The sequence below is a fragment of the Gordonia sp. B8661-1 genome (assembly GCF_059427765.1).
In genome coordinates, this window is the sequence record NZ_JCAHRL010000007.1 from 111,435 (window position 1) to 136,242 (window position 24,808).

At 66.8% G+C, this 24,808-nt stretch carries 25 protein-coding genes; 9 read left to right on the forward strand and 16 right to left on the reverse strand.

Annotated features, from left to right (window positions below; translation table 11 throughout):
* The first annotated feature begins 15 nt into the window (after positions 1-15).
* From AC4JJG_RS15430 to AC4JJG_RS15440, 3 genes are all read left to right on the forward strand, one after another.
* The gene (locus AC4JJG_RS15430) at positions 16-1,206 is read left to right on the forward strand and encodes an oxygenase MpaB family protein (RefSeq protein WP_495398566.1); all 1,191 of its coding nucleotides are present in this window, start codon (positions 16-18) and stop codon (positions 1,204-1,206) included.
* A gap of 5 nt (positions 1,207-1,211) precedes the next feature.
* Positions 1,212-2,582, forward strand: coding sequence for a hydroxysqualene dehydroxylase (locus AC4JJG_RS15435; RefSeq protein ID WP_495398565.1), 1,371 nt, complete (start codon positions 1,212-1,214; stop codon positions 2,580-2,582).
* 71 nt (positions 2,583-2,653) lie between these two features.
* On the forward strand, positions 2,654-3,127 hold the full coding sequence (locus AC4JJG_RS15440; RefSeq protein WP_495398564.1) for a nitrilase-related carbon-nitrogen hydrolase: 474 nt from the start codon (positions 2,654-2,656) through the stop codon (positions 3,125-3,127).
* Here the strand turns inward: AC4JJG_RS15440 and AC4JJG_RS15445 are convergent.
* The 9 genes from AC4JJG_RS15445 to AC4JJG_RS15485 form a co-directional block, all read right to left on the reverse strand.
* Entirely contained in the window at positions 3,054-4,505 is a 1,452-nt protein-coding gene (locus tag AC4JJG_RS15445) for a DHA2 family efflux MFS transporter permease subunit (protein WP_495398563.1), read from the reverse strand. The genes AC4JJG_RS15440 and AC4JJG_RS15445 overlap by 74 nt on opposite strands.
* 35 nt (positions 4,506-4,540) lie before the next feature.
* Positions 4,541-5,203 carry a TetR/AcrR family transcriptional regulator gene (locus AC4JJG_RS15450; protein WP_495398562.1) on the reverse strand — a complete coding sequence of 221 codons (663 nt, stop codon included), beginning with the start codon at positions 5,201-5,203 and terminating at the stop codon, positions 4,541-4,543.
* A 4-nt stretch (positions 5,204-5,207) separates the two neighbouring features.
* The gene (locus tag AC4JJG_RS15455) at positions 5,208-5,933 is read right to left on the reverse strand and encodes an ABC transporter ATP-binding protein (protein ID WP_495398561.1); all 726 of its coding nucleotides are present in this window, start codon (positions 5,931-5,933) and stop codon (positions 5,208-5,210) included.
* A gap of 17 nt (positions 5,934-5,950) precedes the next feature.
* Complete coding sequence (locus tag AC4JJG_RS15460; protein ID WP_495398560.1) at positions 5,951-6,724, reverse strand: ABC transporter ATP-binding protein; 774 nt, start codon at positions 6,722-6,724, stop codon at positions 5,951-5,953.
* Entirely contained in the window at positions 6,717-8,684 is a 1,968-nt protein-coding gene (locus tag AC4JJG_RS15465; RefSeq protein ID WP_495398559.1) for an ABC transporter permease, read from the reverse strand. The genes AC4JJG_RS15460 and AC4JJG_RS15465 overlap by 8 nt, the downstream gene beginning before the upstream one ends.
* A gap of 121 nt (positions 8,685-8,805) precedes the next feature.
* On the reverse strand, positions 8,806-10,065 hold the full coding sequence (locus AC4JJG_RS15470; RefSeq protein ID WP_495398558.1) for an ABC transporter substrate-binding protein: 1,260 nt from the start codon (positions 10,063-10,065) through the stop codon (positions 8,806-8,808).
* Positions 10,066-10,275: 210 nt separating this feature from the next.
* Positions 10,276-10,626, reverse strand: a complete 351-nt coding sequence (locus tag AC4JJG_RS15475; protein WP_495398557.1) for a DUF4377 domain-containing protein — start codon at positions 10,624-10,626, stop codon at positions 10,276-10,278.
* An 85-nt stretch (positions 10,627-10,711) separates the two neighbouring features.
* Positions 10,712-11,944 (reverse strand): hypothetical protein, encoded by a 1,233-nt coding sequence (locus AC4JJG_RS15480; protein WP_495398556.1) that lies wholly within the window; start codon positions 11,942-11,944, stop codon positions 10,712-10,714.
* Complete coding sequence (locus tag AC4JJG_RS15485) at positions 11,941-12,381, reverse strand: RNA polymerase sigma factor (protein ID WP_495398555.1); 441 nt, start codon at positions 12,379-12,381, stop codon at positions 11,941-11,943. Before AC4JJG_RS15485 ends, AC4JJG_RS15480 begins: the two co-directional genes overlap by 4 nt.
* 18 nt (positions 12,382-12,399) lie before the next feature.
* Here AC4JJG_RS15485 and AC4JJG_RS15490 point away from each other — a divergent pair, with 18 nt between their 5' ends.
* The 3 genes from AC4JJG_RS15490 to AC4JJG_RS15500 are packed head-to-tail and all read left to right on the forward strand — an operon-like array spanning position 12,400 to position 14,023.
* Entirely contained in the window at positions 12,400-12,609 is a 210-nt protein-coding gene (locus AC4JJG_RS15490) for a hypothetical protein (RefSeq protein ID WP_495398554.1), read from the forward strand.
* Between the two features lie 32 nt (positions 12,610-12,641).
* The gene (locus tag AC4JJG_RS15495) at positions 12,642-13,364 is read left to right on the forward strand and encodes a FadR/GntR family transcriptional regulator (protein ID WP_495398553.1); all 723 of its coding nucleotides are present in this window, start codon (positions 12,642-12,644) and stop codon (positions 13,362-13,364) included.
* Entirely contained in the window at positions 13,361-14,023 is a 663-nt protein-coding gene (locus AC4JJG_RS15500) for a sterol desaturase family protein (protein ID WP_495398552.1), read from the forward strand. The genes AC4JJG_RS15495 and AC4JJG_RS15500 overlap by 4 nt, the downstream gene beginning before the upstream one ends.
* Here the strand turns inward: AC4JJG_RS15500 and AC4JJG_RS15505 are convergent, their stop codons facing one another.
* The 5 genes from AC4JJG_RS15505 to AC4JJG_RS15525 form a co-directional block, all read right to left on the reverse strand.
* Positions 14,024-14,839, reverse strand: a complete 816-nt coding sequence (locus AC4JJG_RS15505) for an SDR family NAD(P)-dependent oxidoreductase (RefSeq protein WP_495398551.1) — start codon at positions 14,837-14,839, stop codon at positions 14,024-14,026.
* A 4-nt stretch (positions 14,840-14,843) separates the two neighbouring features.
* Positions 14,844-16,580: a penicillin-binding transpeptidase domain-containing protein gene (locus AC4JJG_RS15510; protein WP_495398550.1), complete on the reverse strand. Its 1,737-nt coding sequence runs from the start codon at positions 16,578-16,580 to the stop codon at positions 14,844-14,846.
* A 105-nt stretch (positions 16,581-16,685) separates the two neighbouring features.
* A complete protein-coding gene (locus tag AC4JJG_RS15515; RefSeq protein ID WP_495399583.1) occupies positions 16,686-17,621 on the reverse strand; it encodes a serine hydrolase in 936 nt (311 codons plus the stop codon).
* Positions 17,578-18,468 carry a LysR family transcriptional regulator gene (locus AC4JJG_RS15520; protein WP_495405791.1) on the reverse strand — a complete coding sequence of 297 codons (891 nt, stop codon included), beginning with the start codon at positions 18,466-18,468 and terminating at the stop codon, positions 17,578-17,580. The genes AC4JJG_RS15515 and AC4JJG_RS15520 overlap by 44 nt, the downstream gene beginning before the upstream one ends.
* A gap of 2 nt (positions 18,469-18,470) precedes the next feature.
* Positions 18,471-19,052, reverse strand: coding sequence for a TetR/AcrR family transcriptional regulator (locus tag AC4JJG_RS15525; RefSeq protein WP_495398548.1), 582 nt, complete (start codon positions 19,050-19,052; stop codon positions 18,471-18,473).
* 95 nt (positions 19,053-19,147) lie between these two features.
* On the opposite strand from AC4JJG_RS15525, the gene AC4JJG_RS15530 reads away from it, so the two are divergent.
* Positions 19,148-20,359 carry a DUF418 domain-containing protein gene (locus tag AC4JJG_RS15530; protein ID WP_495398547.1) on the forward strand — a complete coding sequence of 404 codons (1,212 nt, stop codon included), beginning with the start codon at positions 19,148-19,150 and terminating at the stop codon, positions 20,357-20,359.
* A complete protein-coding gene (locus AC4JJG_RS15535; protein WP_495398546.1) occupies positions 20,343-21,449 on the forward strand; it encodes a DNA adenine methylase in 1,107 nt (368 codons plus the stop codon). Before AC4JJG_RS15530 ends, AC4JJG_RS15535 begins: the two co-directional genes overlap by 17 nt.
* Before the next feature lie 3 nt (positions 21,450-21,452).
* On the opposite strand, the gene AC4JJG_RS15540 is transcribed toward AC4JJG_RS15535, so the two are convergent.
* Positions 21,453-22,355 (reverse strand): hypothetical protein, encoded by a 903-nt coding sequence (locus AC4JJG_RS15540; RefSeq protein ID WP_495398545.1) that lies wholly within the window; start codon positions 22,353-22,355, stop codon positions 21,453-21,455.
* A gap of 19 nt (positions 22,356-22,374) precedes the next feature.
* The gene (locus AC4JJG_RS15545; protein WP_495398544.1) at positions 22,375-23,550 is read right to left on the reverse strand and encodes an ATP-grasp domain-containing protein; all 1,176 of its coding nucleotides are present in this window, start codon (positions 23,548-23,550) and stop codon (positions 22,375-22,377) included.
* A gap of 192 nt (positions 23,551-23,742) precedes the next feature.
* Here AC4JJG_RS15545 and AC4JJG_RS15550 point away from each other — a divergent pair, with 192 nt between their 5' ends.
* Positions 23,743-24,804 carry an EamA/RhaT family transporter gene (locus tag AC4JJG_RS15550; protein ID WP_495398543.1) on the forward strand — a complete coding sequence of 354 codons (1,062 nt, stop codon included), beginning with the start codon at positions 23,743-23,745 and terminating at the stop codon, positions 24,802-24,804.
* Positions 24,805-24,808 lie beyond the last annotated feature (4 nt).

Below are 24,808 nucleotides of genomic sequence, written 5' to 3' on the forward strand. Positions count from 1 at the left end.
TGTTTCCATGGTTGTATGGTTCGTCAGTCTCCCCGTGACCTGGTCAATGCCGATCTCGCGCGCGAACGGTTCGGCACCGTCGGTGATGAATGGCTGGACCAGATGTGGGCCGCGGATCCCCTGGCCGATGCCGTGGTGGACGACGTGTTCACCGGCTCCTCGGCAACGGCAGCGGTGCGCGACGCACTCGCCGGCGGCATCGATGCGGTTCCCGATGCCCCCGACTCGCTGTGTGAACTCTTCTCCTTTCTCGACGCCGAACCGGACTGGCTCGATCACGCCCGCCTCGATCGTGCGGCCGACGCCCTGGTCCGGCATACCGCCGCGCTCGGCATCGTGCTGGGCGCGGCCTCCCTGGTACGCGGGGCGGGCAACACCATCGCGGGCAAGCCGCTGGCCGTCACGGGACGGTACGTGTCGCAACCGGCGATTCGTTCGGTCGAGGTCGGCGAATGGCTGAGCCAGGTTCTCACCCCCGGCGGGATGCGCAGGGACGGCGGCGGATTCGCCTACACGGTGCGGGTACGGCTGATCCATGCTCATGTGCGGAAGATGCTGTGGCACAGCGGCTCCTGGGACGAGGACGCCTGGGGAGTGCCGATTCCGCAGCCGTACATGGCATTCACGATGGCCGAGTTCGGACACATCGCCATCGAGGCGATGGGGCGACTCGGTGTGCGCTTCTCCCCCGACGAACTCGACGACATCTATCACCTCTGGCGCTACGTCGGACACGTCATCGGAATGGACGAGGCGCTGAATCCGCGAAGCGAAGCCGACCACATCCGGATCGAACAGCTCTATCGGCTGACATCGCCGGGGCCCGGCCCCGATGACCGTGATTTCGTCGTCGCCCTCACCGACGATTACCTGATTCCCGAACTGACGGAAGCACTTTCCGGTCCGCTCGCCGTGCGCCGACTGGTGGCTGGGAGAGTGATGAGCGGTCTACAGCGGGTCTTCATCGGCGACGACGACGCCGACGCGCTCGGCATCGCCGACGGACCGGACAAGTATGTGCTCGAACGGATCGGCCCCGCGCTGTCGGTGATACAGCCGCTGCGTCGGCTGGTCTTCGGCGGGCGTGAGCGGCTCACCGAGCGCGCCTATCGCCACCGCGATGCCGAAATGGCGCGTATGCGAACGAAATACGGCCTCACCCACGATCTGGTGGACGCCGCTCCCGAACACGTGGCGGCACGGTGACGTCCATGCGCTGTGTCGTGGTGGGAGGTGGTCTCGCCGGGTTGGCATCCGCGGTGTGGCTGTCCGAGGCCGGACAGCAGGTGGCGCTGCTCGAACGACGCGGTTCGCTCGGCGGCCGCACAATCGCGATGCCGCAGACCGCCGTTGACGACGTGCCCGACAACGGTCAGCACGTCTTCGCGAGCGGCTACCAGCATCTGATGCGCTACCTCGACAGTGTGGGCACCCGCGAGCATGTGCGCTTCCCGGGACAGATGACGATCCGGATGCCGGGCGGTGACAGCCGCCGCAGCGGCTTCGGCGGTCTCGCAGGGCTTCGGGCAGCGCTCGGCGACCTGCCCGGCGTGACCGGTCCGGACCGGCTGCGCACCGCACGGGCACAGACCACCCTGATCCGGCACGCCCTGCGACAACCCGCGTGGCTGGACGAGGTCACCGCCGACGAATGGTTCCGGCGGATCGGTATGCCGGAGTCGGCGCGGGCCGCACTGTGGGACGGCATCGTCATCGGCCTGACCGGCGACAAACCCGACATCTCCTCGGCCAAGGTGCCCGCCGATCTGCTGGTCACCGGAATCCGGCGGGCTCTGGCCACCCGGACCCCGGTCTCCATCGGCTACCCCGCGGTCGATCTGGACACACTCTTCATCGACGGCGCGGAGAAGGTGTTCGCGAATCAGGGTGTGGATGTACGGCATCGGGCGGTTGTCCGGTCGGTCGACGTCGACGACGGGGCGGTGACGGGTGTGACCCTGGCCGACGGTGAGCGGGTGCCGGCCGACGCCGTGGTGTGCGCCGTCCCGGTGTGGAGCATCCGGGGTCTGCTCGATCAGGTACCGGGACATGAGGGGATCTACGCGGCCGTCGACAATCTCACGCCGGTGCCCATCGTCAGCGTCAACCTCTATCTCGACGGCCCGATCGGGATGACCGACTGGGGCGAGATCCTGTACGGCGGTGAGGGTGTGCTCGAACAGGTATGGGATCGCCAGCGCATGCACGACCGCGATCCGTCCCGGCATCACTTCTATTCGACGACGGTCTCCGCGGCGTATGACCTCATCGGCAAGTCCAACGCGGAAATCACCGACATCCAGATGGCGATGCTGCGCCGCTATTACCCGGCTGCCGCGGACGTCCGCGTCATCCACAGTCACGTGGTCCGGATGCCGAAATCCACTTTCGCGCAACGACCCGGCACGGCGGGCATCCGTCCGGATCAGCGCACCGCGGTACGCGGCCTGGCGCTCGCCGGGGACTGGACTCGCACCGACTGGACCACCACGATGGAGGGCGCCTGTCAGAGCGCGGCACGGGCCGTCGACATCGTGCTGGAACACGGGCGATCCGCGCGGATACAGAACCGCAATCTCTAGGTAGCGGCTCCGTAGCGGGCGGGCGGTGTCATGAGAGGCAGTCATTCCTCTCTGGCAAGGGATCTCCGCTCATGCGTCATGGTGACATCTCCTCGAAGGATCAGCAGGTGCTCATGGCCAAGGCGATGGCCTGGGCCAACAACGTGTACGTCGCAGTGGCCAACGCGGCCGGATTCGACGGTGTCTATTCGTATTTCGGCCATTCCGCGATCATCGGCTTCGACGGCCGCACCCTGGGTGAGACGGGTGAGGAGGAGTACGGCATCCAGTACGCGCAGTTGTCGGTGTCGGCGATCCGCGACGCCCGGAGGAACGACCAGTCGCAGAATCATCTGTTCAAACTCCTGCACCGGGGTTACACGGGTGTGCATGCCGCGGGTGACGGCGACAAGGGTGTGGCCGAGTGCCCCTTCGACTTCTACCGCCTGTGGGTCACCGACGCCGAACTCGCGCGCAAGCAGGTGGAGTCGTTCACCCGGGATACCGTCGGGGTTGCGGACTGCCCGGTCGGCTCATTGCCAACCGAGAAGACCGGCGAGGCTTGATGTTTGCCACCGACGCCACCGGAGATGTCCGTGGCAGTGTGGACGCTGCCAGCACCAGGGCGAGCGCCGCGAGTCCACTCGGCAACAGGTAGCCGATCGCGACGGAGTGGCCGGTGGTGACGCCGTCGACCTTCGCCAGCGTCATCACGGTGACCACGGTCGCCGCACCGATGGCCGACCACAGCTGCGAATTCGTGTTCAGCACAGTGGTTCCCGACGGCACCTCGGCATCGGGCAGGCGTTTCGTCGAGGTCGCGATCAGCGGCATCATCGTGGCGCCCGCGCCCAGACCGATGAACAGGCAGACCGCGGCCACGATCCGGTAGTCCGCACCGACCGCCACACACCAGGCCAGTCCGGCGTATCCGATGAGGGCCGAGGAGATCCCGGTCAGCACGATCGGACGGATCGGAATCCGGTCGGCCAGGCGGGTACCCACCTGCAGGGCGATCGCACTGAGTAATGCCTGACCGATGGTCAGCGTACCGGCGAGCGTCGCCGACCCGCCCCGAACCTGCTGCACATAGACCGGCAGCACGAGCATGGAACCGAAATACGCTGCGGTGAACGGCGCCAGGACCATCAGCGCCGACCACATCGGCCTGCGACTCACCAGCCGGAGATTCAGCAGCGGCGCCGGAGTCGCCAACGAGCGGCGCACGAAGTAGACGATCAGCGCGACCGCCGCGATCCCGGCAGCGATCGCGAGGCCGGTCGGACGGCCGGCGTCGGCGATCCTCGTCATCGCGAAGACGAGCAGAGCGGCGCCGGGAGACAGTGCCAACAGACCCCGAACGTCGAGCGGGGCCCGCGCCGTCGCCGTACTGGACGGAAAGTACCTCAGTGCCAACAGGATTGCCGCCGCCCCGATCGGCAGGTTGATGGCGAACAGCGCCCGCCATCCGATCGAGTCGACGATGACCCCGCCCAGCGTGGGTCCGAGCACCGGACCGACGAAGAGCGGCAGACCGAAGATCGCCATCACCCGGCCCCGATGTTCTTCGTCGACAGATCGCATCACGATCGTCATGCCGATCGGCGCGAGCAAACCGCCACCCATCCCCTGCAGGGCGCGAAACGCTATGAGGCTCTCGATGTTCCATGCCGCAGCGGCCAGCCCGGAGCCTGTTACGAAGACGACGAGAGCCAGCAGGTAGGCGCGCTTGTCACCGAGTCTCGTGATGCACCATGCCGAAATGGGCATCACCGCGACGAGGGTCAGTGTATAGGCGGTGGTCACCCATTGGACGGTCGGCAACCCGGCCTCGAAGGCGGTGGACAGGCTCGGCAATGCGATGGCGGTGACGGTGACGTCGAACATCACCATCAGACTGCCCAGGGCGACGATGCCGGCGATCAGTCGTGAACGTGGTGTCATGCCGACCGATCCTCCAAGTTCAAGCTAACTTGAAGTCAAGTACTTCGTGCCAACGAATCGTCCAGGGCACCCAATTGTTCGGGCGTGACCGCCCGCAGGACCGCCAGGGTCGCGGTGACCGCGAGTTCGCAGGCGATGTCGACGTCGGCGTTGTCGACGATCAGTGCCTGATAGGCGACATGCCTGCTGATGCCCAGCAGGGTTGCGGCCAGGGTGTCGGCGCTCGCGCCGATCGTCGCACCGCGGCTCGCGTAGTTCTGCCGCAGCCGCTCGGCCACGCGGGGCTCGAGGACGGCGTGCATCTGCCGGCCCGGCTGCTCGGCTCCCTGCCGATGCCCGAGAAGCAGGCGGAAGCCCTCCGGGTTGGCCCTGGCGTACTCGAACATCGACTCGACCGCATAGCGGGCGCGGGCCCCGAACGGCATGTTCTCGCTGCGGTCGTAGGCGGCGAGCATGTAGTCGGTGAACGCATCGAGTTCCCGGTCGATGACGGTGTCCACCAGGGCGTCCCGCTTGCCGAAATGAGCGTAGAGAGTCACTCGGGAGGTACCGCCGCGCTCGGCGATCTGATCCATGGTGGCCGCGTCGGCACCGGTCTCGACGATCACCGAACGTGCGGCATCGAGCAACTGGGCATCACTCGGGCGGTTCCGTGTGCTGCGGGACCGCGCGACGTGCCTCCGCTCGGTCTCCGCCACGCCCTCACTCCTTTAGCCGTCCGAAGTATGCCGCCTCGACCGTATCGCGCCCGGCCCGGAGTTCCGCAGCGGAGCCCTCCAGCGCAACCCTTCCGTGATGCAGGACGATCGCCGAGTCCGCGATCCCGAGCGCCAGATCGATGTGCTGTTCGACCAGCACGACGGCCATCCGCTCACGGTCGGCGATCCCACGCAGACGCGGGAGCAGATCCTGCACGGCGATCGGCGACAACCCGAGGCTCATCTCGTCGATCAACAGCACCGACGGCTTGGTGAGCAGGGCTTTCGCCAGCGCGAGCATCTGCTGCTCTCCTCCGGAGAGGTTGCCGCAGCGCCGGGACCGCATGGTCGTCAGCTTCGGGAAGTACTCGTAGACCATCTCCAGCGAATTGCCGCCCGTGCGGCGGGCCAGCCGCAGATTGTCGGCGACGGACAGTCGATGGAAGAGCCCCCGCGTATCGGGCACCAGCGTCACGCCACGACGGGCGTTGCGTTCGATGCGCGAATCGATCGGACTTCCGAGAGCCGACACGGAACCGCTCATCAACGGCAGCGCGCCCACGGCGGCGAGCAGCGTCGTGGTCTTCCCCGCGCCGTTGGGTCCGAGCAGCGCGAGGATCTCGCCGGGCGCCACGGACGCGGAGAAGTCGCGGACCGCGGGCACGCCCCCGTATCCGACGCTGACGCCCTTCCAGGCCAGGACCGCGGTATCCACGTGCTGATCTCCCATCACTGCCTGACCTCCTGTCACCGGGCCTCCACCTCCGGGCTGCCCAGATAGGCGGCGACCACCGCCGGATCGTCCCGGATCTCCGACGGGGTGCCCGCCGCGATCACCTTCCCGAAATCGAGCACGTACAGGCGATCGCAGACGTCGAGCACCAGCGACATGTCGTGATCGATGAGCAGGACACCGACCCCGGACGCTGCGATGCGCCGGAGTTCGGCGCCGAATTCGACGCTCTCGTGGGTGTCCAGTCCGGCCGCCGGTTCGTCGAGGAGGACGAGCCTGGTCCCGCCGACGAGGGCGCGGGCAACGCCCACGAGTTTCTGCTGCCCGAGGGTCAGCTCACCGGGCTTGCGGTCGGCGACACCGTCGAGTCCCACGATCGCCAACGCATCGTCGATCGTCGTCCGCGGCGGTGGCGATCCGCTGATCACGTCCCGCACCAGAGCGCGGAGGCCCACGGGCTGCACCGCTACCGCAAGATTCTGCGCGACAGTCAGATCCGCGAACAGCTCACCCGCCTGCCAGGTTCGTGCCATGCCGGCGTTGCGACGTCGGTGCGGGCTTGCCGACGACAACGAGACATCACCGAGGAAGACATCACCGGTGGCCTTCGTGAAGCCGGTGACGGCGTCGACGAAGGTCGTCTTGCCCGCGCCGTTGGGGCCGATGAGACCGACGATCTCGCCTGCCGCGACATCGATGTCGATGGTGTCGTTGGCGGTGACGCCGCCGTAGCGCACCGACAATCCGCGCGTCCGGAGCAACGGCTCCGCGATCCCGGTGTCAGGCATGGGCGACCTCTCTCTCCACGGGAGCGGTTCTCCGCTGCCGGATCTGTTCGACGGCATGCGCGATCGCGCCGGACACACCGACCGGATTCAGGACGGCCATCAGCAACAGCAGACCGGCCGCGATCAACTCGTAGTACTCGCCGAGTTCCAGTGTCTCGTTGAGGAATACGTAGCCGACGCCGAGCGGCCCGATGACGCCGGCGAGGAAGGCGCCCCACACCGAGGTGATCCCGTTGACGTAGGTCATCGCGAGAACCGTGAGACCGATCATCACCGTGAACGAACCGGCGGACAGCTGGCCGCGGCTGTACCCGATGAGACAGCCGCCCACGCCGGCCAGGAAGGCCGACAGTGCGAAGCCCAGCAGTTTGGTTGCGGCGACATTGATTCCGACGGACGCGGCCGCTCGTTCGTTGGATCGGACGGCGAGGAAGGCACGGCCCGTCGACCCGGCCATGAACCGCATCACCACCAGGGTCGCGAGGGCGACGACGGTGAGCACCATGAGCGAGAACTCGATGGTGACCAGGTTCGTGCCGTCCCGGATTCCGAGGTCGAGGCCGAACAGCGACGGGTCCTCGATGAGATTGCCCTCGAAGGCGGTGATCGACGGATTGTTGAACACGAAGCTCTGAATGGCCAGTGCGGCAGCAAGAGTCACGACCGCGAGTTGAGCGCCGCGAATCCGGAGCGCCGGGATGCCGACGAGGATGCCGAACGCCGTCGCGATGAGTGCCGCGAGCAGGATGCTGAACGGGAACGGCACACCCCAGTTGACCGTGAGCTTCGACAACGCGAAGCCCGCGGTCCCGGCGAAAGCCATACTCGCCAGGGAGATCTGCCCCAGGTAGCCGGTGAGCAAGACCAGCGACAACGCGATGAGCGACAGGATGATCGACGTGACGACGCCGAAACGCCAACTCCCCGAGGTCAACAGGATCGCGGCGACGACCGCGGCGATCATCAGCACCGTCGGCAAGGGCCGGATACGTGGGATGCGCACTTCCGGCATCTTGACCTCACCGAGCGAACCGCGCGACGGGATGCGCCCGCCGAGCAGGAACAGTGCGACCACCACGACCACGAAGGGCAGGGCGTCGCCGAGTCCGTTCTGCGCCCACTCCGGCCACCAGTCCTTGGTGGTCAGCCACGTGATGACGGCCTGAAAAGAACCGAGGAGAAGTCCTGCGGCACAGGCGATACCGAATGACGACAGGCGCCCGACGAGCGCGACGGCGAGAGCCGGGATGACGAAGAACGTGTACGTGGTGACATTGAGGCCGATGGTGAAGCCGCCGAGGATCACGATCAGACCGGTGGCCGCGCCCGTGAGTGCCCAGACGATCGCGGCCAGCCGGTCGGGCGAGTACCCGGACAGGCGCGCGGCCAGTTCGTCCTCGGAGCCGGCGCGGGTCGCCACACCCAGCGTCGTCAGGCGGAAGTAGGCCCACAGCATGGCCGCCACTCCGATCGCGACACCCGCGAGGATCAGGTCCGACACGTTGATCACGGCACCGGCGAGAGTCAGCGTCGAATCCGGCAGGATCGGCTCGGCCAGAAGGCTTTCGGTGTCGAAGCGCAACTGGACGAGCGCGGCCAGGAAGAGCATGAGACCGACGGACGCCACCACCTGCGCGAGCACCGGCGCATGCCGTAGCGGGCGGAAGATGAGCACATGCGCGAGCAGCGCCCACACGACCGAGGAGAGGACACCGATCACGATGGCCGCCACCATGGGTGCGCCGTCGTCACCGAAGATCGGCAGGGAACCGATGGGCAGGATGAGATGACCGTCGGTGCGCAGGGCCGCGACCGTGTAGACGGCCCAGAGTCCCAGCACCCCCTGGGCGAAGTTGATGATGCCGGTGGCCGCGTAGACACCGACGAGAGATGAGGCCATGACCGCGTAGACCGCGCCGGTCGACAGGCCCAGGAAGACGAACTGCAGGAACTGGCCCATGGCGCAACCCCTTCACTCGTGGCGTGAGACGCCAGGGCGGGACGTGGAGATGTGGGGCCGGGGGATCGTCGCGGTCACGACGACCCTCCCGGCCCCGGTGGAACTGCCGAGCGATGACGGCTTACGCGGCGCCCGGAATGAGCTTCAGCACTTGCGGATTCGGGGTGATGAACCCGCCTCCGACCGGCTTGGTCGTCTTGTCACCGGTGACCTCGAAGAGCAACATCTCGGTGGTGCAGTTCGGTGAGGTGGCCTTGCCGCAGTTGAGCTTCGGACCGAGGAAGCTCTGGAACTCGGTGAGGCCCTTCAGCCCGGCGAGCACCTTGGGTCCGGTGAACTCCGTGACCTTGGCGTGGTTGAGGCCGTTGACGAAGTCGACCAGGATCGCGAAGGTCCCGTACGCGTAGAAGCCACGGGCCTCGCCGGCGTCATCGACGTACTTCTGGGCGATGTCCAGATTCGGCTTCACCTCCGCGGGAGCCGATTCCTTGGCGGGCGGCTGCCACATCGGCGAATAGGTCTGCGCACCGACGGCCTGCGCCCCCAGCTTGTCGATGAACTCGGTGCACGCGGCCAGGAAGACGGTGTTCTTGTATCCGACCGACCGCAGCGACTGCGTCAGTTTGGTGCATGTGTTGTCATTCGGCGACGTCATCAGACCTGCCGCATCGGGCGATCCATCGGCCAGCGTGGTCGCCAGGGCGGTGAAGTTCGGTCCGGTCGGCGGGTAGTAGATGCTCTTGACGTCGATACCCAACTGCTTGCCGAGCGGGGTCAGTAGCGTGTCGAACACCTGATGTGCCTGCGGCAGATCGGCATTCGCCAGCGTCAGCGACTTCTTCCCGGCAGCCTTCAGGGACTGCAGGAACCCGATGAGGAATGCTGCCGGCGGTGGTCCGAAGTAGACACGATTGGCCGGCGAGGCACCGGTGGCCGTGTTGAACGGAATCTGGCCGATGAGCGGAATGCTCGCCGACGTGAGAATCGGTACGGCGGACTGTGATTCGGAGTTGTACGCGTCGATCGCGGCGACGACGCCCGCCTGGACGAACTGGTTGGCGCAGGAGATCGTCGATTCGGGTGCCGTCTGGTCGATGCCGCAGTCGACGATCTCGATCGGCCGACCGTTGAGGCCACCGAGCGAGTTGTTGATGTAGGTGACCGCGGCGTCCTTACCGGTGGTCACGCTCGCCACCGGCGCAGGCCCCTTCGACGGGTTGAACAGACCGATCTTGATCGGATCACCGGCCGCCTTGACGCCACTCTCCTCGACGGCCGTGCTGCCGCCGCCACTCGAGTCGTCGCTGCTACATGAGACGACCGAGAGCACACACGCCACGGCGGCTGCCGCCGCGACGATTCGCCCTGTAGTCCTACGCATTCCCTACGCCTTTCTGACGATGCCCGGGCACGACTGATCAGCCCGCATGGGGCGTGATCTCTTCGGGTTCACGGGGGAGACACCGGACACGGAATTGCGCCCGACCAGCCAGATCGCGGAACTGTGATCTGTGCCACCCGAAAATTAGCCGCAGCCTTACAGAGGTGTCAAGCTAATCGGGAAAATTCGGACACACTACTGGTCAGGCCACTAGACTCGCACTTTTGACACGACTTTCACCAGTACGTACGAGACCCCCGACTGATCCTGTGCCGGCTGCGCGACACGGACCTCGTCGACGTCGAGCACGTAGGTGAAGCCGGGGCGATAATCGAAGCCCCGGATGCCGGTGTACAGCGGCTGCCACCCGGTGTCCTTGCCGAACTTCACGTTCAGGCACCTCATCGGGCCGACGCCGACACAGTCGATCTTCTGCGGCGCGACGACGATACGTTGCGGCGTCATCGGCGATTCCGCCTCCGCAGTGCCGGCTCCCGACGCACTCAACGCGGCGACGGCGACGAGCAGACCGGCGAACGGTGCGGATACGAGCTTCTTCATGATGTCCTCCTGACGGGGTCGGATACTTCACCCTGTCCATGTCCCGGAGGTCAAAGTTCTTACGCCGCAACACCTGAGAGTTTCCTCAACGCGGCGGGCCGAAGGTCAGCCAGTCGCGGTCGCCGCTCGACCGGGGCCCCGTCCCGCCGTTGACCAGGCCCGGCACCACCGACTCGAACCGGATGTCGAGCCGGGTGTACTGCGCGAGCCGGAGGCCCACCGGCCGTGCTCCACTCGCGGTCGCCCGCACGGCGTACCGGCGGGCGGCGATGTCGACGATCCCGTCGGCGGTGGCCTCGCTGCTCCCCCACCCCGACCATCGGAGGTCGTCGATGCGGTACCGGCCACCCGCACATGCGGTGTCGACGGAATCCGGCCCGCGAGCCGACGTCGACGGAAGACAGGCCGATAGCGTTCCCGCGGAGAGGATTTCGGACTTCACGGTGTACTGGTCGAGATCCTCGGCGCCGAGCACGGATCCGTCCCGGCGGTCGAAGATCAGCGTCGGGCCCGACTCACCCTGCCGGATCCGCACCGCATCGCCGTCGACGGTGGCCGCGAGATCCGGCTGCTCCGCGATCAGCCGATACAGGGACGCGACCGTGGCTCGTGGAACGGCCGCCGCCAGGAGCAGCTGAACGGCCGAGCCGAAGATCGGCAGGCCGGTGTCCGCCCGTCCGAGCACCGCCCCGACGGTCTGCGGTGTCTGTGGCCCATCGAGCAACGCGGACAACGGGATCGACGCTCGCCCGATCAGGAACTCCAGCGGCACGCGGGGCACCGGATCACGGATGTCCTCGGTGAGCGGCGGCCTGCCGGATGCCACCCACAAACGATGCGCCGCCGGGTCGGTGAACATCGGATCACCTGTTCGGGAGTCCCGGTCGACACCGTCCGGATATGCCGCGGTGTCCATGACGGTGACCGGAGAGTACGCGCCGAATTGCGACTCCTGAATCGGAGACACCAACCGCACCTGCTGTACGGCAACACCATTCGATGAGACAGCACCCGCGGGCCAGGCCGGATTACCGGCGGCGGCCCCGGCGGCGGCCGCGAGTAGCTCGTCCGGACGCGGGGATCGGTCCGCACCGGGCCCGGCCAGGACACCGATGCCGATCGCCAGCACCGCGACCAGGGTTGCCGCGACGGCCGCGATGACCGGCGGCTGCCATCGATGTCGCCGATCGGTCGGCACCGCCCCGGAATGCTCACGGAGCCGGGCCCGGACGCGCCTGCGTGACCGCGGGTCGACGGGCGAATCCGACGCCACCGGATTGGCGGCGCGCAGGGCCGCCATCAGTTCGTCGTCGGTCACGGTTCACCCACCTCCAGCAGTGCGGCCAGCCGGCCCCGGGCCCGCGACAACCGGACCGCGGCGGTCCCGGGCGAGCAGCCGAGCGCGGTGCCCAGTTCGGCGCCACTCAGACCCTCCCACGCGGCCAGTTGCAGGACCTCGCGATCGGCCTCCCCGAGCCGGGCCAGCGCGCCGGTGATGTGATCGACGCCGACGAACTCGTCGGCCGCGCCGGCGACCGGGGCAGTCCGCCGATCGATCAGCGCCGTGGTCAGCGAACTACTGCGTGCGAGCGCGCGATAGTGCTCGGACACCACGTTCCGCGCGAAACCGTAGAGCCATGGACGCCAGTCGGCGTCGTCGAGTTCCAGGTCGCCCGCGCGGTATCGATTCCACGACCGCATGAACACCTCCGCCACCAGATCCTCGACGTCGGAGGACGCTGCCCGGCGCCGCATGTATCGATGGATGTCGTCATGGCAGTGCTCGAATGCGTCATCGAACGCAGCACGAAGCGCATCGCCGACCCCCGCTCGGCCCAGCCAACCGACCGCCACCACCTCCGCAGCGCCTGCGACGATTCCCGGTCGATCGCCGCACCCTTACCGGTCATGACAGAACGTGGGCGAATATTACTGCCCTGCGACGAGAACTTCCCGGTCACCGGATCTGGTCCGACCAGTTGACCAGTGTCCGTCGAGACGCTACCGTCACCGCCATGGCATTGGAGCCGGTCGTCCGGCAATCGGTGGCGGACCAGGTGTTCGACCAGGTACTCGATGGCGTGCTGGCGGGCGACATGCCTGCCGGGACGGCCCTGCCCGGTGAACGCCGGCTGGCCGAGGTCTTCGGTGTGTCCCGTCCGGCCGTCCGGGAAGCACTGCAGCGGATGGCGCAGACCGGCCTGGTCCAGGTACGGCACGGTGGCGCGACCGTGGTCCGGGACATCCGGCGGCACGCGGGTCTGGACCTGCTGCCCCGGCTCCTGGTCCGTGCCGGACAGCTCGACGTCGCGGTGGCCCGTAGCGCCATCGAGGCCCGCACCTCCGTCGCACCTGCCATCGCGGCGCTGGCCGCGCGGCGTCAGGACCCGGGCACCGCGGAGGCACTCGCGTCGGCGATCCGACGTCTCGAGACCATCGACGAATCGGTGGCGTGGCAGATCGGTGTCCTCGATTTCTGGGACGCGATCGTCGACGGCGCCGATTCGATCGTGTTCCGCCTGATGTTCAACAGTCTGCGCGCGGTGTACGAACCCGCATTGACTCTGCTCGCCGGAGTCCTCGACGACGAAGTCGGACAACTGGATTCCTACCGGGAACTCGCCTCGGCCATCTCCCGCGGGGACGACGACGCGGCCCATCGGGGCGCAGAACAGGTACTCGCGCCCACGCATCGGTCGTTGATGTCGGCACTGGTCGACGTGGAGGAAACACCATGACCCACAACGATACTCAACGACGCAGGAGCCGGTCGCTGCGCGACGTACTCGCCGAGTTCCTGCGCTATCCGAGCCCCTATCTGCTCGCGGTGGCGTTGGCGGCAGCGATCACCGCCCGTATCCTCATCGGCGGCGGTTCGTGGTGGGAGCTCGTTATCCCCGGCGTCCTTCTCGCACTGCTTCCCTTGGTGGAGTGGGTCTTTCACATCGTGGTCCTCCACTGGCGGCCACGTTCGCTGCTCGGCCTGCGAATCGACCCACTGCTGTCACGCAAGCACCGTGAACATCACGCCGATCCGACAGACGTGCCGCTGATCTTCATCCCCTGGCAGACCCAACTGTGGCTGATGATCATGTTCGTCGGACTGTCGTGGCTGGTGACACCGACGTGGCCGGCAATGTTCACGATGCTCGTATCGGTCTATGTCCTGCTGACCGGGTATGAGTGGACGCACTTCCTGATGCACCGCGACTACCGCCCACGATCACGCTGGTATCGCATGGCCTGGCGCAATCACCGTCTGCACCACTACAAGAACGAGCACTACTGGTTCGCGGTCACCACCGCCGGAACCGTCGATCGCCCGCTGCGCACCTACCCGGATCCGGGCGAGGTCCCCACGTCACCGACCGTCAAGAAGCTGCACGCGGCCCCGTAGTCAGCGCTTGCCGCGGTACACGAAGTGACCGACCTGGTGATACGAAATCCGCTCGGCCACACGTGATCCGGTTCGTCGTAGACCGCTGTAGACACGGGCATCGCGTCCGATCACCACCCGTACACGACCCTTGAGCGTCGCCTCGATGATGCGATGGGCGGCCTTGCCCGCATCCATCGCGAACCCTTTGGCCAGCGCCTCCGGCGTGCCGAGACGCCGGGCGCTGGCACGGACCAGATCGGTCCAGATGGTGCCGGGAATGACGGTGGTGGCGGTGACCTTCGACCTCGTGCCGCGAAGATCCTGCGCCAGACCGTAACCGAAGAGTGCGACGGCGGCCTTCGACGCACCGTAGATCGCCGCACCGGGCACGGGAACGAGAGCCGACAGACTCGACGTCAGCAGCACGACACCACCATTCGGGCGTTCCTGCAGATGCGGCAGGAACGCGCGCGTCATCCACACCGTGCCGTAGAAGTTCACGGTCATCAGCTTCTCGATGCGTTCGTCGGTGACCTCCCCGACGGTCTCGAACTCCTGCGGGATGCCCGCGATGTTGAACAGTCCGTCGACCCGGCCGTGCCGCGCCAGCACCACATCGGGAAATGCCGCGACCGCCGATCGGTCCGAGACGTCGAGCCGGTGTGCCGAGAATCGATCACGGTCACTCACCAGAGCGCCGGTCTCGGCGAGACCCACCTCGTTCAGGTCGGCGCCGACGACGATTCCGCCACGCTCCACGAGTTCGATCGCGACCCGACGACCGATCCCATTGCCGGCTCCGGTGACCACGAAGACATTTCCCTCAACACGCACCCCGTCATCCTAGAGTCAACGGCCGCAGGAACTCTCCGGTAACCGAGATCGCGGCATCTGAGGAGTCCCCGTCGACGACCAGCGTCGCGAACGCCAGGTCGCCGACGATTCCGGCGAACCAACCGTGCGACCGCGAGTTGTCCCCGTACTCGGCGGTGCCCGTCTTGCCGCCCAGTCCGGGCACCGACCGCAGTGCCGTCGCGGTGCCTGCGGTCACGGTCTGACGCATCATCGACCGGATGTCACCGACCACCTCGGGCGACAGGGTGACAACAGGTGCATCCATGGTCGTGCGCTGGCCCGCCAGAAATGACGGCGAGGCCGTGCGCCCGCGAGCCAGACTGGCCTCGGCGACCGCCAGACCGAACGGACTCGCCGTGATGGTGCCCTGGCCGATGCCGTTCTCCACCCGGAGAGCCGGACTGTTCGCGGGTGGCACCCGCCCCGTCACGGTGGTCAGTCCGGGGATCACGTAGTCGACGCCGATGCCCATCGCCCGGGCGGCCGCGGGTAACGACCCGGCGGGCAGCCGATTCGCGAGCGCACCCATGGTGGTGTTGCAGGAATGTGCGAATGCCGTTGTCAGGGAGACCGTTCCGAGGTCGAAGGAGTCCTCGTTCGGTATGGTTCGCCCCTCGATGGTGGACGTCCCCGGACAGTTGACCCGCGACTCGGCGGACACGATCCGCGCGTCGAGGGCGGCCGACGTGGTGACGGTCTTGAACGTGGATCCCGGCGGATACATCCCGGTGAGGCCGATGGGTCCGATGGCGTCGGCGGCCCGGTTCTGCGCAACGGCCACGATGCCGCCACTCGACGGTTCGATCGCGACGATCGCGGCCGCGCGGCGAGTTCCGTCGACCGCACGCTGCGCGCTCACCTGGATGTCCCGGTCGATCGTGGTGCGGACGGGCGCCGTCGGCGCGGGACTCCGCTGTTCCAGCACGTCCGTCGGCGTTCCGTCGGCATCGACCAGGCTCACCGACCATCCGGCTGTCGCGTCCACCGCTGTGCGCCATTCCTTTTCAAGATTGCCGAAGGCCGGTGACCGCAATGCGCGTGTCGCGGTCAGCAGAGCGCCCTGCTCACTGACGGTGACCCCGGGGATCTCCCGCACCGCTGCCTCGACCGTGCGGAAATCCCTGTCGCGCAATCGGATCGGTTCGCCACCGGTCACCGAGGGGTCGACGCGCCGTAACACCGACGCCAGCCGGTCGACGTTGTTCCGATGTGCGGCGTCGAGATCGACCACATGAATCGTCTGCCACGTCATGAGCGGAACACCGTGCCGATCGACGACCGGGGTGCGGTAGCTCTTGTCGTCGCTGAACACGAAGGTGTTTCCGGCCCGCAGTTGTGGATGCAGAACGGTGGGCGACCAGTCGACGCGCCACCCGGACCCGGTCTCGCGCATCCGCACGGTCGATTGATACTCCACCGTGCGGCCGCCGCCCAGATCCCAGCGGTGATCCAGTGTTCCGGTGACCTGCTTGTCGTCGACGATCTTCGGCGAGACCGACAGGCGCGCCGAGGAGCCCATGCCCTCGAACATCGAGGTGATCGCGGCCTGCGCGGCTGCGGTGTCCCCGGTCTGCCCCGCGGCTCCGGCGGCATCCTTGCGGGCCAGCGCCGACGCGAATCGGGTCAGCCCGTCGTCGGGAGAATCCGAACGCAGAAAGCACCCGGTCGAGATGAACAGAATCAGCACACAGCCCGGCACGAGCCTGATCAGATGTCGCACCGCAGCAGACAAGCAGGGCGGGTCGCACCCGGACAAGGTCGCGACATCTGTCGCACCGATAGCGATCCGCTATCGGGCCAGTTCATCGCACCTTCGCTGCCCGCTTCACCGGTCGTGCGGGCGACGCAGTCCGGTCACGATGAGACGTGCGGCCCGACCCATCGCCCGATCCACCTCGGGCAGTGCGGGGTCCGGACGGGCGCTCTTGGTGAAGACCGCGACGGCCACCGGGTATTCGTCGGCGAACTCGATGACCGCGATCTCGTTGCGGATAGCGGCGAGCGAGCCGGTCTTCCCGGCGACCGACACATAGCGGGACGGGAACCCCGAGGCGATCCGGCTCGTGAAGACCTGTGCGCGCATCGTGGACCGGATCTGCGCGCACGCCTCCGGGGAGGCGGCCGTATCCGACCAGATCGACGCCAGCAGGGTCGTGCAGTCCCGCGCCGTCCCCGCGCTCGAATATGCGGCGTCGTATGCGGTGACCTCGCCGTCGATGTCCGGGTCCGCCAGGGCGGCGAAGGCCTCGTCGACGGTCCGGGTCCCGGTGTCCCGGCGGATCTGCTCGTGCACCTCCCGCATTCCGCCGATCACACGCGTCCGGTCGAGCCCCAGCGTCGCGAGGTCAGAGGCCAGTTGGTCCAGCCCGACGCGGCCGAGGATCACGTCGGCCGCGACATTGTCGGAGACCGTCATCATCGAGGTGGCCAGATCACGCCAGCTGAGGGTTACGGGGTCGCTGAAGAGCGCGAGACCGGTCGGGCCGACGACACTGGCTCGCGGGTCCACGCGCACCGTCTCGGACAGGTCGATCTCACCGCGGTCACTCAACCGATGCAGCGACACCAGCAGAACAGCTTTGTATACCGATGCCAGCACCACCGGAGTGTCGGCGGCGTAATCGAATTCGGGACCGCCCGGCGCGAACGACCTCGCGTGGACCCACGCCGCGCAACCGGCGTCGGCGAAGATGCCCGCGACGCCGGCCGAGATGTCGTCATGCACGATGCCGTCGCTCCCGTCCCAGCTTCCACAACGCATCGGCGAGGTGTTCGGCCGCCTCGTCGTGCTCACCGGGTGAGCGGATGACCCGGACACGCAGATCGGTGACGTCGGGCGCCGGCGTCACGACCGCGATCCCCGGTATCCCCACGAATCGCGCTGCCGCGGAGGACAATCCGAAGCCGGTTCCGGATGCGACGGCCGCCACGAGTTCGTCGTCGGATGCCAGCGCCGACATTCGCGGATCCAGACCGGACGCCCGCAATCCGTCGAGGAGCTGGTCGTGCCCGGGCGGATTCCAGGAACGTGGCGGATGGTGGAACGTGAGATCGTCGAGCTGGCGGAGCATCGGTCGTGTTGCGTGGGCCACCGGATGGGACGCGGGAACCAGGACCGAGCGGGGCAACCGGGTGATCGGTCCGGCGGACAGGTTTCCGACCACCGCCGGATGCTCGATGACGGCCAGGTCGAGCACTCCGGACTCCACCTGACCGATCAAACCGATCGTCGGTGCCGTCGACAGTCGTTGTGGCGACACGGCATCCGCGAGGCGGCTGGCGCAGGCCGCGGCACCCAGCGGACCGAGCTGCGGCGGCGCGCCCCAGCGGAGCACGTCGGCGTGCGCCGCGAGTCGTCGTGCCTCGCCGTTCAGCCGGGCGGCGTCATCGATGAGCAGCCGCGCCCGTGGCAGAAGTTCCCGGCCGGCGGCCGTCGGTTCCGCTCCCCGCGACGTCCGCCGGATGAGCTCGATCCCCCATTCCTTCTCCAGACGCCGAAGACCTTGTGACACAGGCGGCTGCGTCATCTCCAGCCGAGCCGCGGCATCGCCGAAATGTCCCTCCTCGGCGACCGCGACGAAGAACCGGAGATACCTGATGAGATCCATGCTCATGTCAGCGACTCCAGGTGGTGACGCACCACCCGGCGCACGGTGCGTGGCGGGTCGGTACGGCCGACGAGGAGGTGGACGGCCATGCCGTCGATGAGGGCATGCAGGCGGATGGCCTCCAGGTCGAGGTCGGCGGAGGTCACCACACCGTGATCGGCCAGGTCCCCGAGCACGCCGCGGCACAGTGCACGCAGACCGTCGTGCGCCTCCTGCGCGACGGCGGCCAGCGCGGGGTGGCCGACGGCGTCGGAGACCAGAGCGAGATTGACATGCATCTCCACGCGACGCTCGTCGTCGAATGGCAGCACTTCGGCGAGCACGGCCTCCGCACGGCGCAGCGGATCGCGGATCGACCGGTGCGCGGACACCCGTTCGGCGACCCGGGTGTAGATCAGCCGCATCGAGAATTCCAGCATCTGCTCCTTGGACGCGAACAGATGACGGAGCGATCCGGCGGAGATCCCGGCCTCGGCCGCCACATCCCGGATCGAGATGCCCGAAACGCCGTCGCGCAACACGATCCGCCAGAGCGCTTCGGCTATCTCGGCCCGCCGCGCGTCCCGATCGATCAGTTTCGGCATTGACCCAATGTAGCCCAGGTGTGCTACCTTAGCCCAGTTGCTAGCACGACCGTGTTACTTAATAGTTCTTGGCGTCCGAGCAGAGGACAACCCGAATGACCAGCAGCACACGCTTTGTGGCTCTCGACGTCCTGCGCGGCGTGGCCATCCTCGGCACTCTGGCCACCAATATCTGGATCTTCACCAACCCGGAAGGCATGGTCGGCTACCTGCGGGAGGCCCACCCGCCTGCCGGATTCTGGGAGCCGGTGCAGGCCGTCGCCCAGCAGCTGGCGCAGGGCAAATTTCTCGGGCTGCTGACCGTGATGTTCGGAATCGGGCTCGCCATCCAGCAGCGTTCCGCGCATCGTCGCGGCGAACGCTGGCCCGGGGCCTACCCGTGGCGCGCCCTGCTCCTCTTCGTCGACGGAGCCGTGAACTACGTGCTGTTCACCGAATTCGATGTCCTCATGGGCTACGCGGTGACCGGACTGATCGTCGCGTATCTGCTCACGTGGCGGGTACGCCGCCAGTGGATCGCCGTCGCGGTCGCCGCGACCGTTCACGTGGCCATTCTGATCCTGATCGTCGGCGCGGTGGGCTTCCGATCGCCGGACGACACCGGGTCACCATTGAACCCGAATCCCTACGCCGACGGTTCCTTCGTCGAACTGGCGGCCTTCCGGATCGAGCACTCCGCACTGTTCCGCGCCGAGGTGGTGGCCATCCTGCCGATGTCCGTCGCCCTCTTCCTGATCGGAGCGGCGCTGCTGCGGCACGGCATCCTGGAACCGCGTGGTGCCACGCTGCGACGGTGGCTGATGATCGTCGGATTCGGCGTCGCGGTCCCGCTGGACGTTCTCGCCGGACGTTTCGGCGGGGGTGGCGGATTGATCCTGGGGCGGTATGGCTTCGCGCCGGTCGTAGCGCTCGGCCTGCTCGCGGCGATCGCCGCCCGATATGCCCGCGGGCGCGCTCCAGGCGCGATCGGCAATGCCCTGACTCCGATCGGCCGCACCGCGCTGAGCTGCTACGTCCTCCAGAACGCGATCGCAGGTGCGGTCTGCTACGGATGGGGACTCGGCCTCGCCGGACGACTCGACGAGAACACCCTGGTCCCCGCGACGATCGCGCTGTTCGTGGCGATCAGCGCGTTTCTGATGGTGATCACCCGCCTCTGGCTGTCCCGGTTCGATCGCGGGCCGCTGGAGTGGCTCTGGCACGCCGGATACCTGCGTCTGCGTCGGCTCACCGACCGACATTCGGAGAGTCCCGCCTCCCCCGAACAGGTGAAAGTTGGACACTGTACGGGTGACGATCGAGCGTGAGGACCCGGCATACCTGTCGGATCAGTTGCTCACATACCTCGGCAACAAGCGCATGCTCCTCCCCGTCATCGACCATGCGGCGGCCACCGTGGCCGAACGGATCGGCGGGCCGTTCTCCGCACTCGACGCCTTCTCCGGCGGCGGTGTCGTCTCGCGACTGCTGAAGTCCCGGTCGCAGTTGATCGTCGCCAACGACCTCGAGGACTACGCGCGGGTCATGAGCCGGTGCTACCTCACCAACCGGTCCGACGTCGACATCGATCGTCTCCGGGCCGCCGTCGACGACCTCAACCGCCGGGTCGACGCGGGCTACGCGGTCGACGGATTCATCGAAGAACTCTATGCGCCACAGGATGATTCCCGCATACAGCCCGGCGAGCGGGTGTTCTACACCCGCGACAACGCGCGGCGACTCGACGCCTATGCCACCCTCATCCACCGGTTCGACGACGACCTGCGGAATCTGCTGCTCGGTCCCCTGCTGTCGGCAGCCTCGGTGCACGCCAACACATCCGGCGTGTTCAAGGGCTTCTACAAGGACAAGAACACCGGGCTCGGACATTTCGGCGGTGCCGGGCAGCACGCATTGAGCCGCATCCTCGGCACGATCCGGTTGCGGTTGCCGGTCCTCAGCCGCCACGATGCCCGTTCACTGACGTTGCAGATCGACGCCAATGCGCTGCCCGGACGGATCGGCCCGATGGACGTGGCCTACCTCGATCCGCCGTACAACCAGCATCCGTACTCATCCAACTACTTCATGCTCAACCTGATCGCCGACTATCGACGCCCCTCCGAGGTCAGTCCGATATCGGGGATACCGGTGGACTGGAACAGGTCTCGCTACAACAAGCGCACCGCGTCGGCTCCCCTGATCGAGTCGTTGGTCAACGATCTGGACGCCCGCTTTCTCATCGTGTCCTTCAACGACGAGGGCTTCATCTCACCCGAGGAGATGTTCGCGATTCTCGGCTCGGTGGGTATCGTGACCGAGTTCCAGGTGCGCCACAACACCTTTCGCGGCAGTCGCAATCTACGCAACCGCAACACCCATGTCACCGAACATCTGTTTCTCGTCGAGAAACAGTGACACTCACCCCTTCTCGGCAGCGTGACGTAGCCCCGAACGCAACCGGCGGAGCGCGCCCATATGCCACGCCGTGATCGTCCATACGACGAGCACGAACGGCAGAATGGAGACCAGCAGCCACGCGCGGGTGCCGCGCGGCACCACATCCCGGATGATGTCGGCCCGCGCGACGCCGTCGACCTCCGCAGGCAACCAGTCCGACAACAGCGTCCGGGTCAGCGCCACCGGCTCGAAGGGCCCCACCGTGGCCGCGAGATAGAAGGAGACGGAGGTGATGATCAGCGCGCCGACCCACGCGATCACCTTCACATGCGAACCGAGGATATCCGCCGCCGTCCGAACGGCTTCCGCGATGAACGCGATCACCAGGGCCAGCAGCATGCAGGCCACCTGGGCGGTCAGCAACCCCTCGAGCACGGGGGTCGCCTGATCGGAGGATTGCATACGGGGCAAACCGATGGCGAGTGACACCAGCCCGGAGATGAACGCCACGAGCGTGACCTTCGCGGTCATGTCCACGATGCGGGAGAAGGACGCGCGCACCGCCTGTTCGGTCGCATAACTCGCCATACGCGGGCTCACCCGGTAGACGATCAGCACACTCATCCCGGCGAGGACGATGGCGACCAGCCACGTGATGGTCGTGGTACACACGGCGGCCAGCGCGAAGGAACCCACGACCGGACCGAACAGGACGTTGTCGCCGGTATCGGTGATCCGCGTGCCGACGACCGGCAGCAGCCCCACGATCAATATGACCAGACCGGCCACCAGAAGCGGACCGGAGAACTCGGTGATGTCGGACGGATCCAGGTCGGGGTCCCGTCCCCGGATGATGCGCCACTCCGTCGCGATCACCCGCCGGGCACCGAGCGCCCATCTCGTCCGTTTTGCGTGCGGAGTCACGCATTGACTATACGGAGAATCAGCTCTCCGAGATGCGCAAGCCGTCCCATTCGTGGTCGTGCATGAATCCCTCGGCCAGCCCCACCCGATACTTCAGGCAGCTACGCAGGATGCCCAGGTACGCGACGGGCAGCAGGATGAACGGGCGCTCGTCACCCTTGTGCTTGATGACGTCGGACGCGGCCCGGAAGTCCCGGACGAACTGCCTCAACGAGCGGTTGCCGCGAGACTCCTTGCGCCATCCGTAGAGCAGCATGCCGAGCGCGATCATCTTGTTCACGTCGGGACCAGGTGTGATCACCTCGTCGTTCTCGGCGAAAAATGCCCGATCCACCCGATCCTCGTCGGTGAACATCATGATCCCGCTCGTCGCGCGCGGGTTGCATTCGATGGTGAACAGACCGCGTTCGGGATGATCGATGAAGTCGAAACCGATCTGCCCGGTGAAGTTCATCTCCCGGACGAATTCGGTGATCCATTCGTTGATGCCCGGATGATCGACGGGCCGGAAGTTCAGACAGGAACTGCCGTCGATCGCGTAGTCGACCGGATATGTCGCATGTGCGTAGATCGTGCCCTCATGACAGACCGAATACGTGCAGTAATTCTTGCCGGACAACCACTCCTGGGCGATCCAGGGGTTGCGCGGATCGAACTCGAGCCAGTCCAGACTCTCGCCGGGCAGCATCTTGTGCACCTTCTGCGATCCCCGCGAGTAGCACTGCTTGAGAGCGAACGGCGTGGTGAAATCCAGCGCGGCCGCATCCTCGGCATTCGCCACCAGCGCGAACTTCAGGGTCTGAATCTGCTTGTCGGACAGCAGTTTCTGGAAGTCGTACTTGTTGTGCAGAGTGTTCTCGGTATCGAAGTCCGACAGGAACAGCGTGCACTCCGGCGGGAAGATGTCGACCATCATCGACAGGATGTCGGTCTCCTCGTGGATCGGGATGACCATGTCGATCTTCTCGTCGGCGACGATCTTCGCCAGCGCGTGGCAGTACGCCCGGGGCTCGAAGGTCGGCGGTGGCACCTTGTGGAACGACGCCGTCGCATTGGACAGGCGACTCACGCCGATCGGGATGCTGTCGGTGATGGTCACCCGATGGCCCGCGGCGTGCAGCAACCGCGCCAGATTCAGGGTGAGGAAGGACCGTCCGAACGTGATCAAAACTCGCTTGCGCGTCGAAGCTCCCACTTATCAGAGTGTAGGGAGACCGCTTGCGTGTTCCTAATCAAATCCTGAGAAATGCGGAATACGTATCCGATCGGGAGCGTTGGACGTTCCAATTCTGTCGTACCCACATGGTTGAGTAACCGCAGGTGACGCGACAGCTGAGACGAAGCCGGGTGACGTGGCGGCCGTGGCCGGGTCGGGGAGGTGTGAGCGATGTTTGTGATCGGTGTCATAGCGGCGTGTTTGGCGGCCGTCGCATACGGCATGTCCACGGTCCTCCGCGCGCTCGGCGCCCGGCGGGTGGCCACCGAGGCCCGTGAGGTCGGCACCGAGGCAGATCTGACGAACGCCGCGGGCGGCCCCACCATGAAGTCGACGATGTCGACGATCGCGGACCCGGCCTTCATCCTCGGCACGGTCCTGGTGGTCATCGGTTTCGCCGGCGGCGCACTCGCGGCCCGCTTCCTCCCGCTCTTCCTCTCCCAGACGATCGTGTCGGCGAACCTCGTGGTGACCGCCTTGCTGGGCACCATCATGCTGAACATCGCACTCCACACGCGGGACTGGATCGCGATCTGGCTCGTGGTGCTGTCACTGTGTCTGCTCGGGCTGTCGTCGTCGCACAAGACCGGCGGCGGCAACAGCGCGGTGTTCCACTGGGAGCTCTTCATCGCGACGCTCGGACTGTGCGCGTTCGGACTATTCGGCGTCTACCGCCTCGGCAAGCACGCGGCGATCGTCGGCGGCGCCGTCGCGGGTCTGCTGTTCGGTGTCATCGCGATCGCTGTCCGCATCCTCGACGGTGTGCAGCCCTTCGATCTGGTCACCCTGCTGACCGATCCGGCCGCCTGGACCATCGCGGTGGCCGGTGCGGTCGGGTTCTTCGTCCAGACCGTCGCCCTCCAACTCGGCGCGGTCAATGGAGTCACGGCCGTCCTGGTCGTCGGCGAGACGGCAGGACCGAGCCTGGTAGGCGTCATGTTCCTGGGCGACACCGCCGAGCCCGGACTGGCCTGGCTGGCGATCGTCGGGTTCATCGGTTCGGTCGTCGGCGCGATTCTGGTGGCCTGGTACGGCAGCGGCGATCCGGATCACTTCGGTGAGGCGCCTCCGCAGAAGGGCGGCTGGCGTCGCGGCCGTGTCGACGAGGATCCGACCGCGCAGGTCGACGGCGATGCGGCCACTCAGCCGGAGTCGTCGGCGGACTCACGCATCACCGGCGACATCCTGTTGCCCCGCCGCGATCAGCAGTGCACCGATCGCGAACGTCACTGACGGA

What these genes read in the sequence shown, in the direction of transcription:
- AC4JJG_RS15430 (WP_495398566.1), top strand. Translation starts at nt 16, where the DNA reads ATGGTTCGTCAGTCTCCCCGTGACCTGGTCAATGCCGATCTCGCGCGC.
- AC4JJG_RS15435 (WP_495398565.1), top strand. Translation starts at nt 1,212, where the DNA reads ATGCGCTGTGTCGTGGTGGGAGGTGGTCTCGCCGGGTTGGCATCCGCG.
- AC4JJG_RS15440 (WP_495398564.1), top strand. Translation starts at nt 2,654, where the DNA reads ATGCGTCATGGTGACATCTCCTCGAAGGATCAGCAGGTGCTCATGGCC.
- AC4JJG_RS15445 (WP_495398563.1), bottom strand. Translation starts at nt 4,505, where the DNA reads ATGACACCACGTTCACGACTGATCGCCGGCATCGTCGCCCTGGGCAGT.
- AC4JJG_RS15455 (WP_495398561.1), bottom strand. Translation starts at nt 5,933, where the DNA reads ATGGGAGATCAGCACGTGGATACCGCGGTCCTGGCCTGGAAGGGCGTC.
- AC4JJG_RS15460 (WP_495398560.1), bottom strand. Translation starts at nt 6,724, where the DNA reads ATGCCTGACACCGGGATCGCGGAGCCGTTGCTCCGGACGCGCGGATTG.
- AC4JJG_RS15465 (WP_495398559.1), bottom strand. Translation starts at nt 8,684, where the DNA reads ATGGGCCAGTTCCTGCAGTTCGTCTTCCTGGGCCTGTCGACCGGCGCG.
- AC4JJG_RS15470 (WP_495398558.1), bottom strand. Translation starts at nt 10,065, where the DNA reads ATGCGTAGGACTACAGGGCGAATCGTCGCGGCGGCAGCCGCCGTGGCG.
- AC4JJG_RS15475 (WP_495398557.1), bottom strand. Translation starts at nt 10,626, where the DNA reads ATGAAGAAGCTCGTATCCGCACCGTTCGCCGGTCTGCTCGTCGCCGTC.
- AC4JJG_RS15485 (WP_495398555.1), bottom strand. Translation starts at nt 12,381, where the DNA reads ATGCGGCGCCGGGCAGCGTCCTCCGACGTCGAGGATCTGGTGGCGGAG.
- AC4JJG_RS15490 (WP_495398554.1), top strand. Translation starts at nt 12,400, where the DNA reads ATGGCAGTGCTCGAATGCGTCATCGAACGCAGCACGAAGCGCATCGCC.
- AC4JJG_RS15495 (WP_495398553.1), top strand. Translation starts at nt 12,642, where the DNA reads ATGGCATTGGAGCCGGTCGTCCGGCAATCGGTGGCGGACCAGGTGTTC.
- AC4JJG_RS15500 (WP_495398552.1), top strand. Translation starts at nt 13,361, where the DNA reads ATGACCCACAACGATACTCAACGACGCAGGAGCCGGTCGCTGCGCGAC.
- AC4JJG_RS15515 (WP_495399583.1), bottom strand. Translation starts at nt 17,621, where the DNA reads ATGCGTTGTGGAAGCTGGGACGGGAGCGACGGCATCGTGCATGACGAC.
- AC4JJG_RS15520 (WP_495405791.1), bottom strand. Translation starts at nt 18,468, where the DNA reads ATGGATCTCATCAGGTATCTCCGGTTCTTCGTCGCGGTCGCCGAGGAG.
- AC4JJG_RS15525 (WP_495398548.1), bottom strand. Translation starts at nt 19,052, where the DNA reads ATGCCGAAACTGATCGATCGGGACGCGCGGCGGGCCGAGATAGCCGAA.
- AC4JJG_RS15530 (WP_495398547.1), top strand. Translation starts at nt 19,148, where the DNA reads ATGACCAGCAGCACACGCTTTGTGGCTCTCGACGTCCTGCGCGGCGTG.
- AC4JJG_RS15550 (WP_495398543.1), top strand. Translation starts at nt 23,743, where the DNA reads ATGTTTGTGATCGGTGTCATAGCGGCGTGTTTGGCGGCCGTCGCATAC.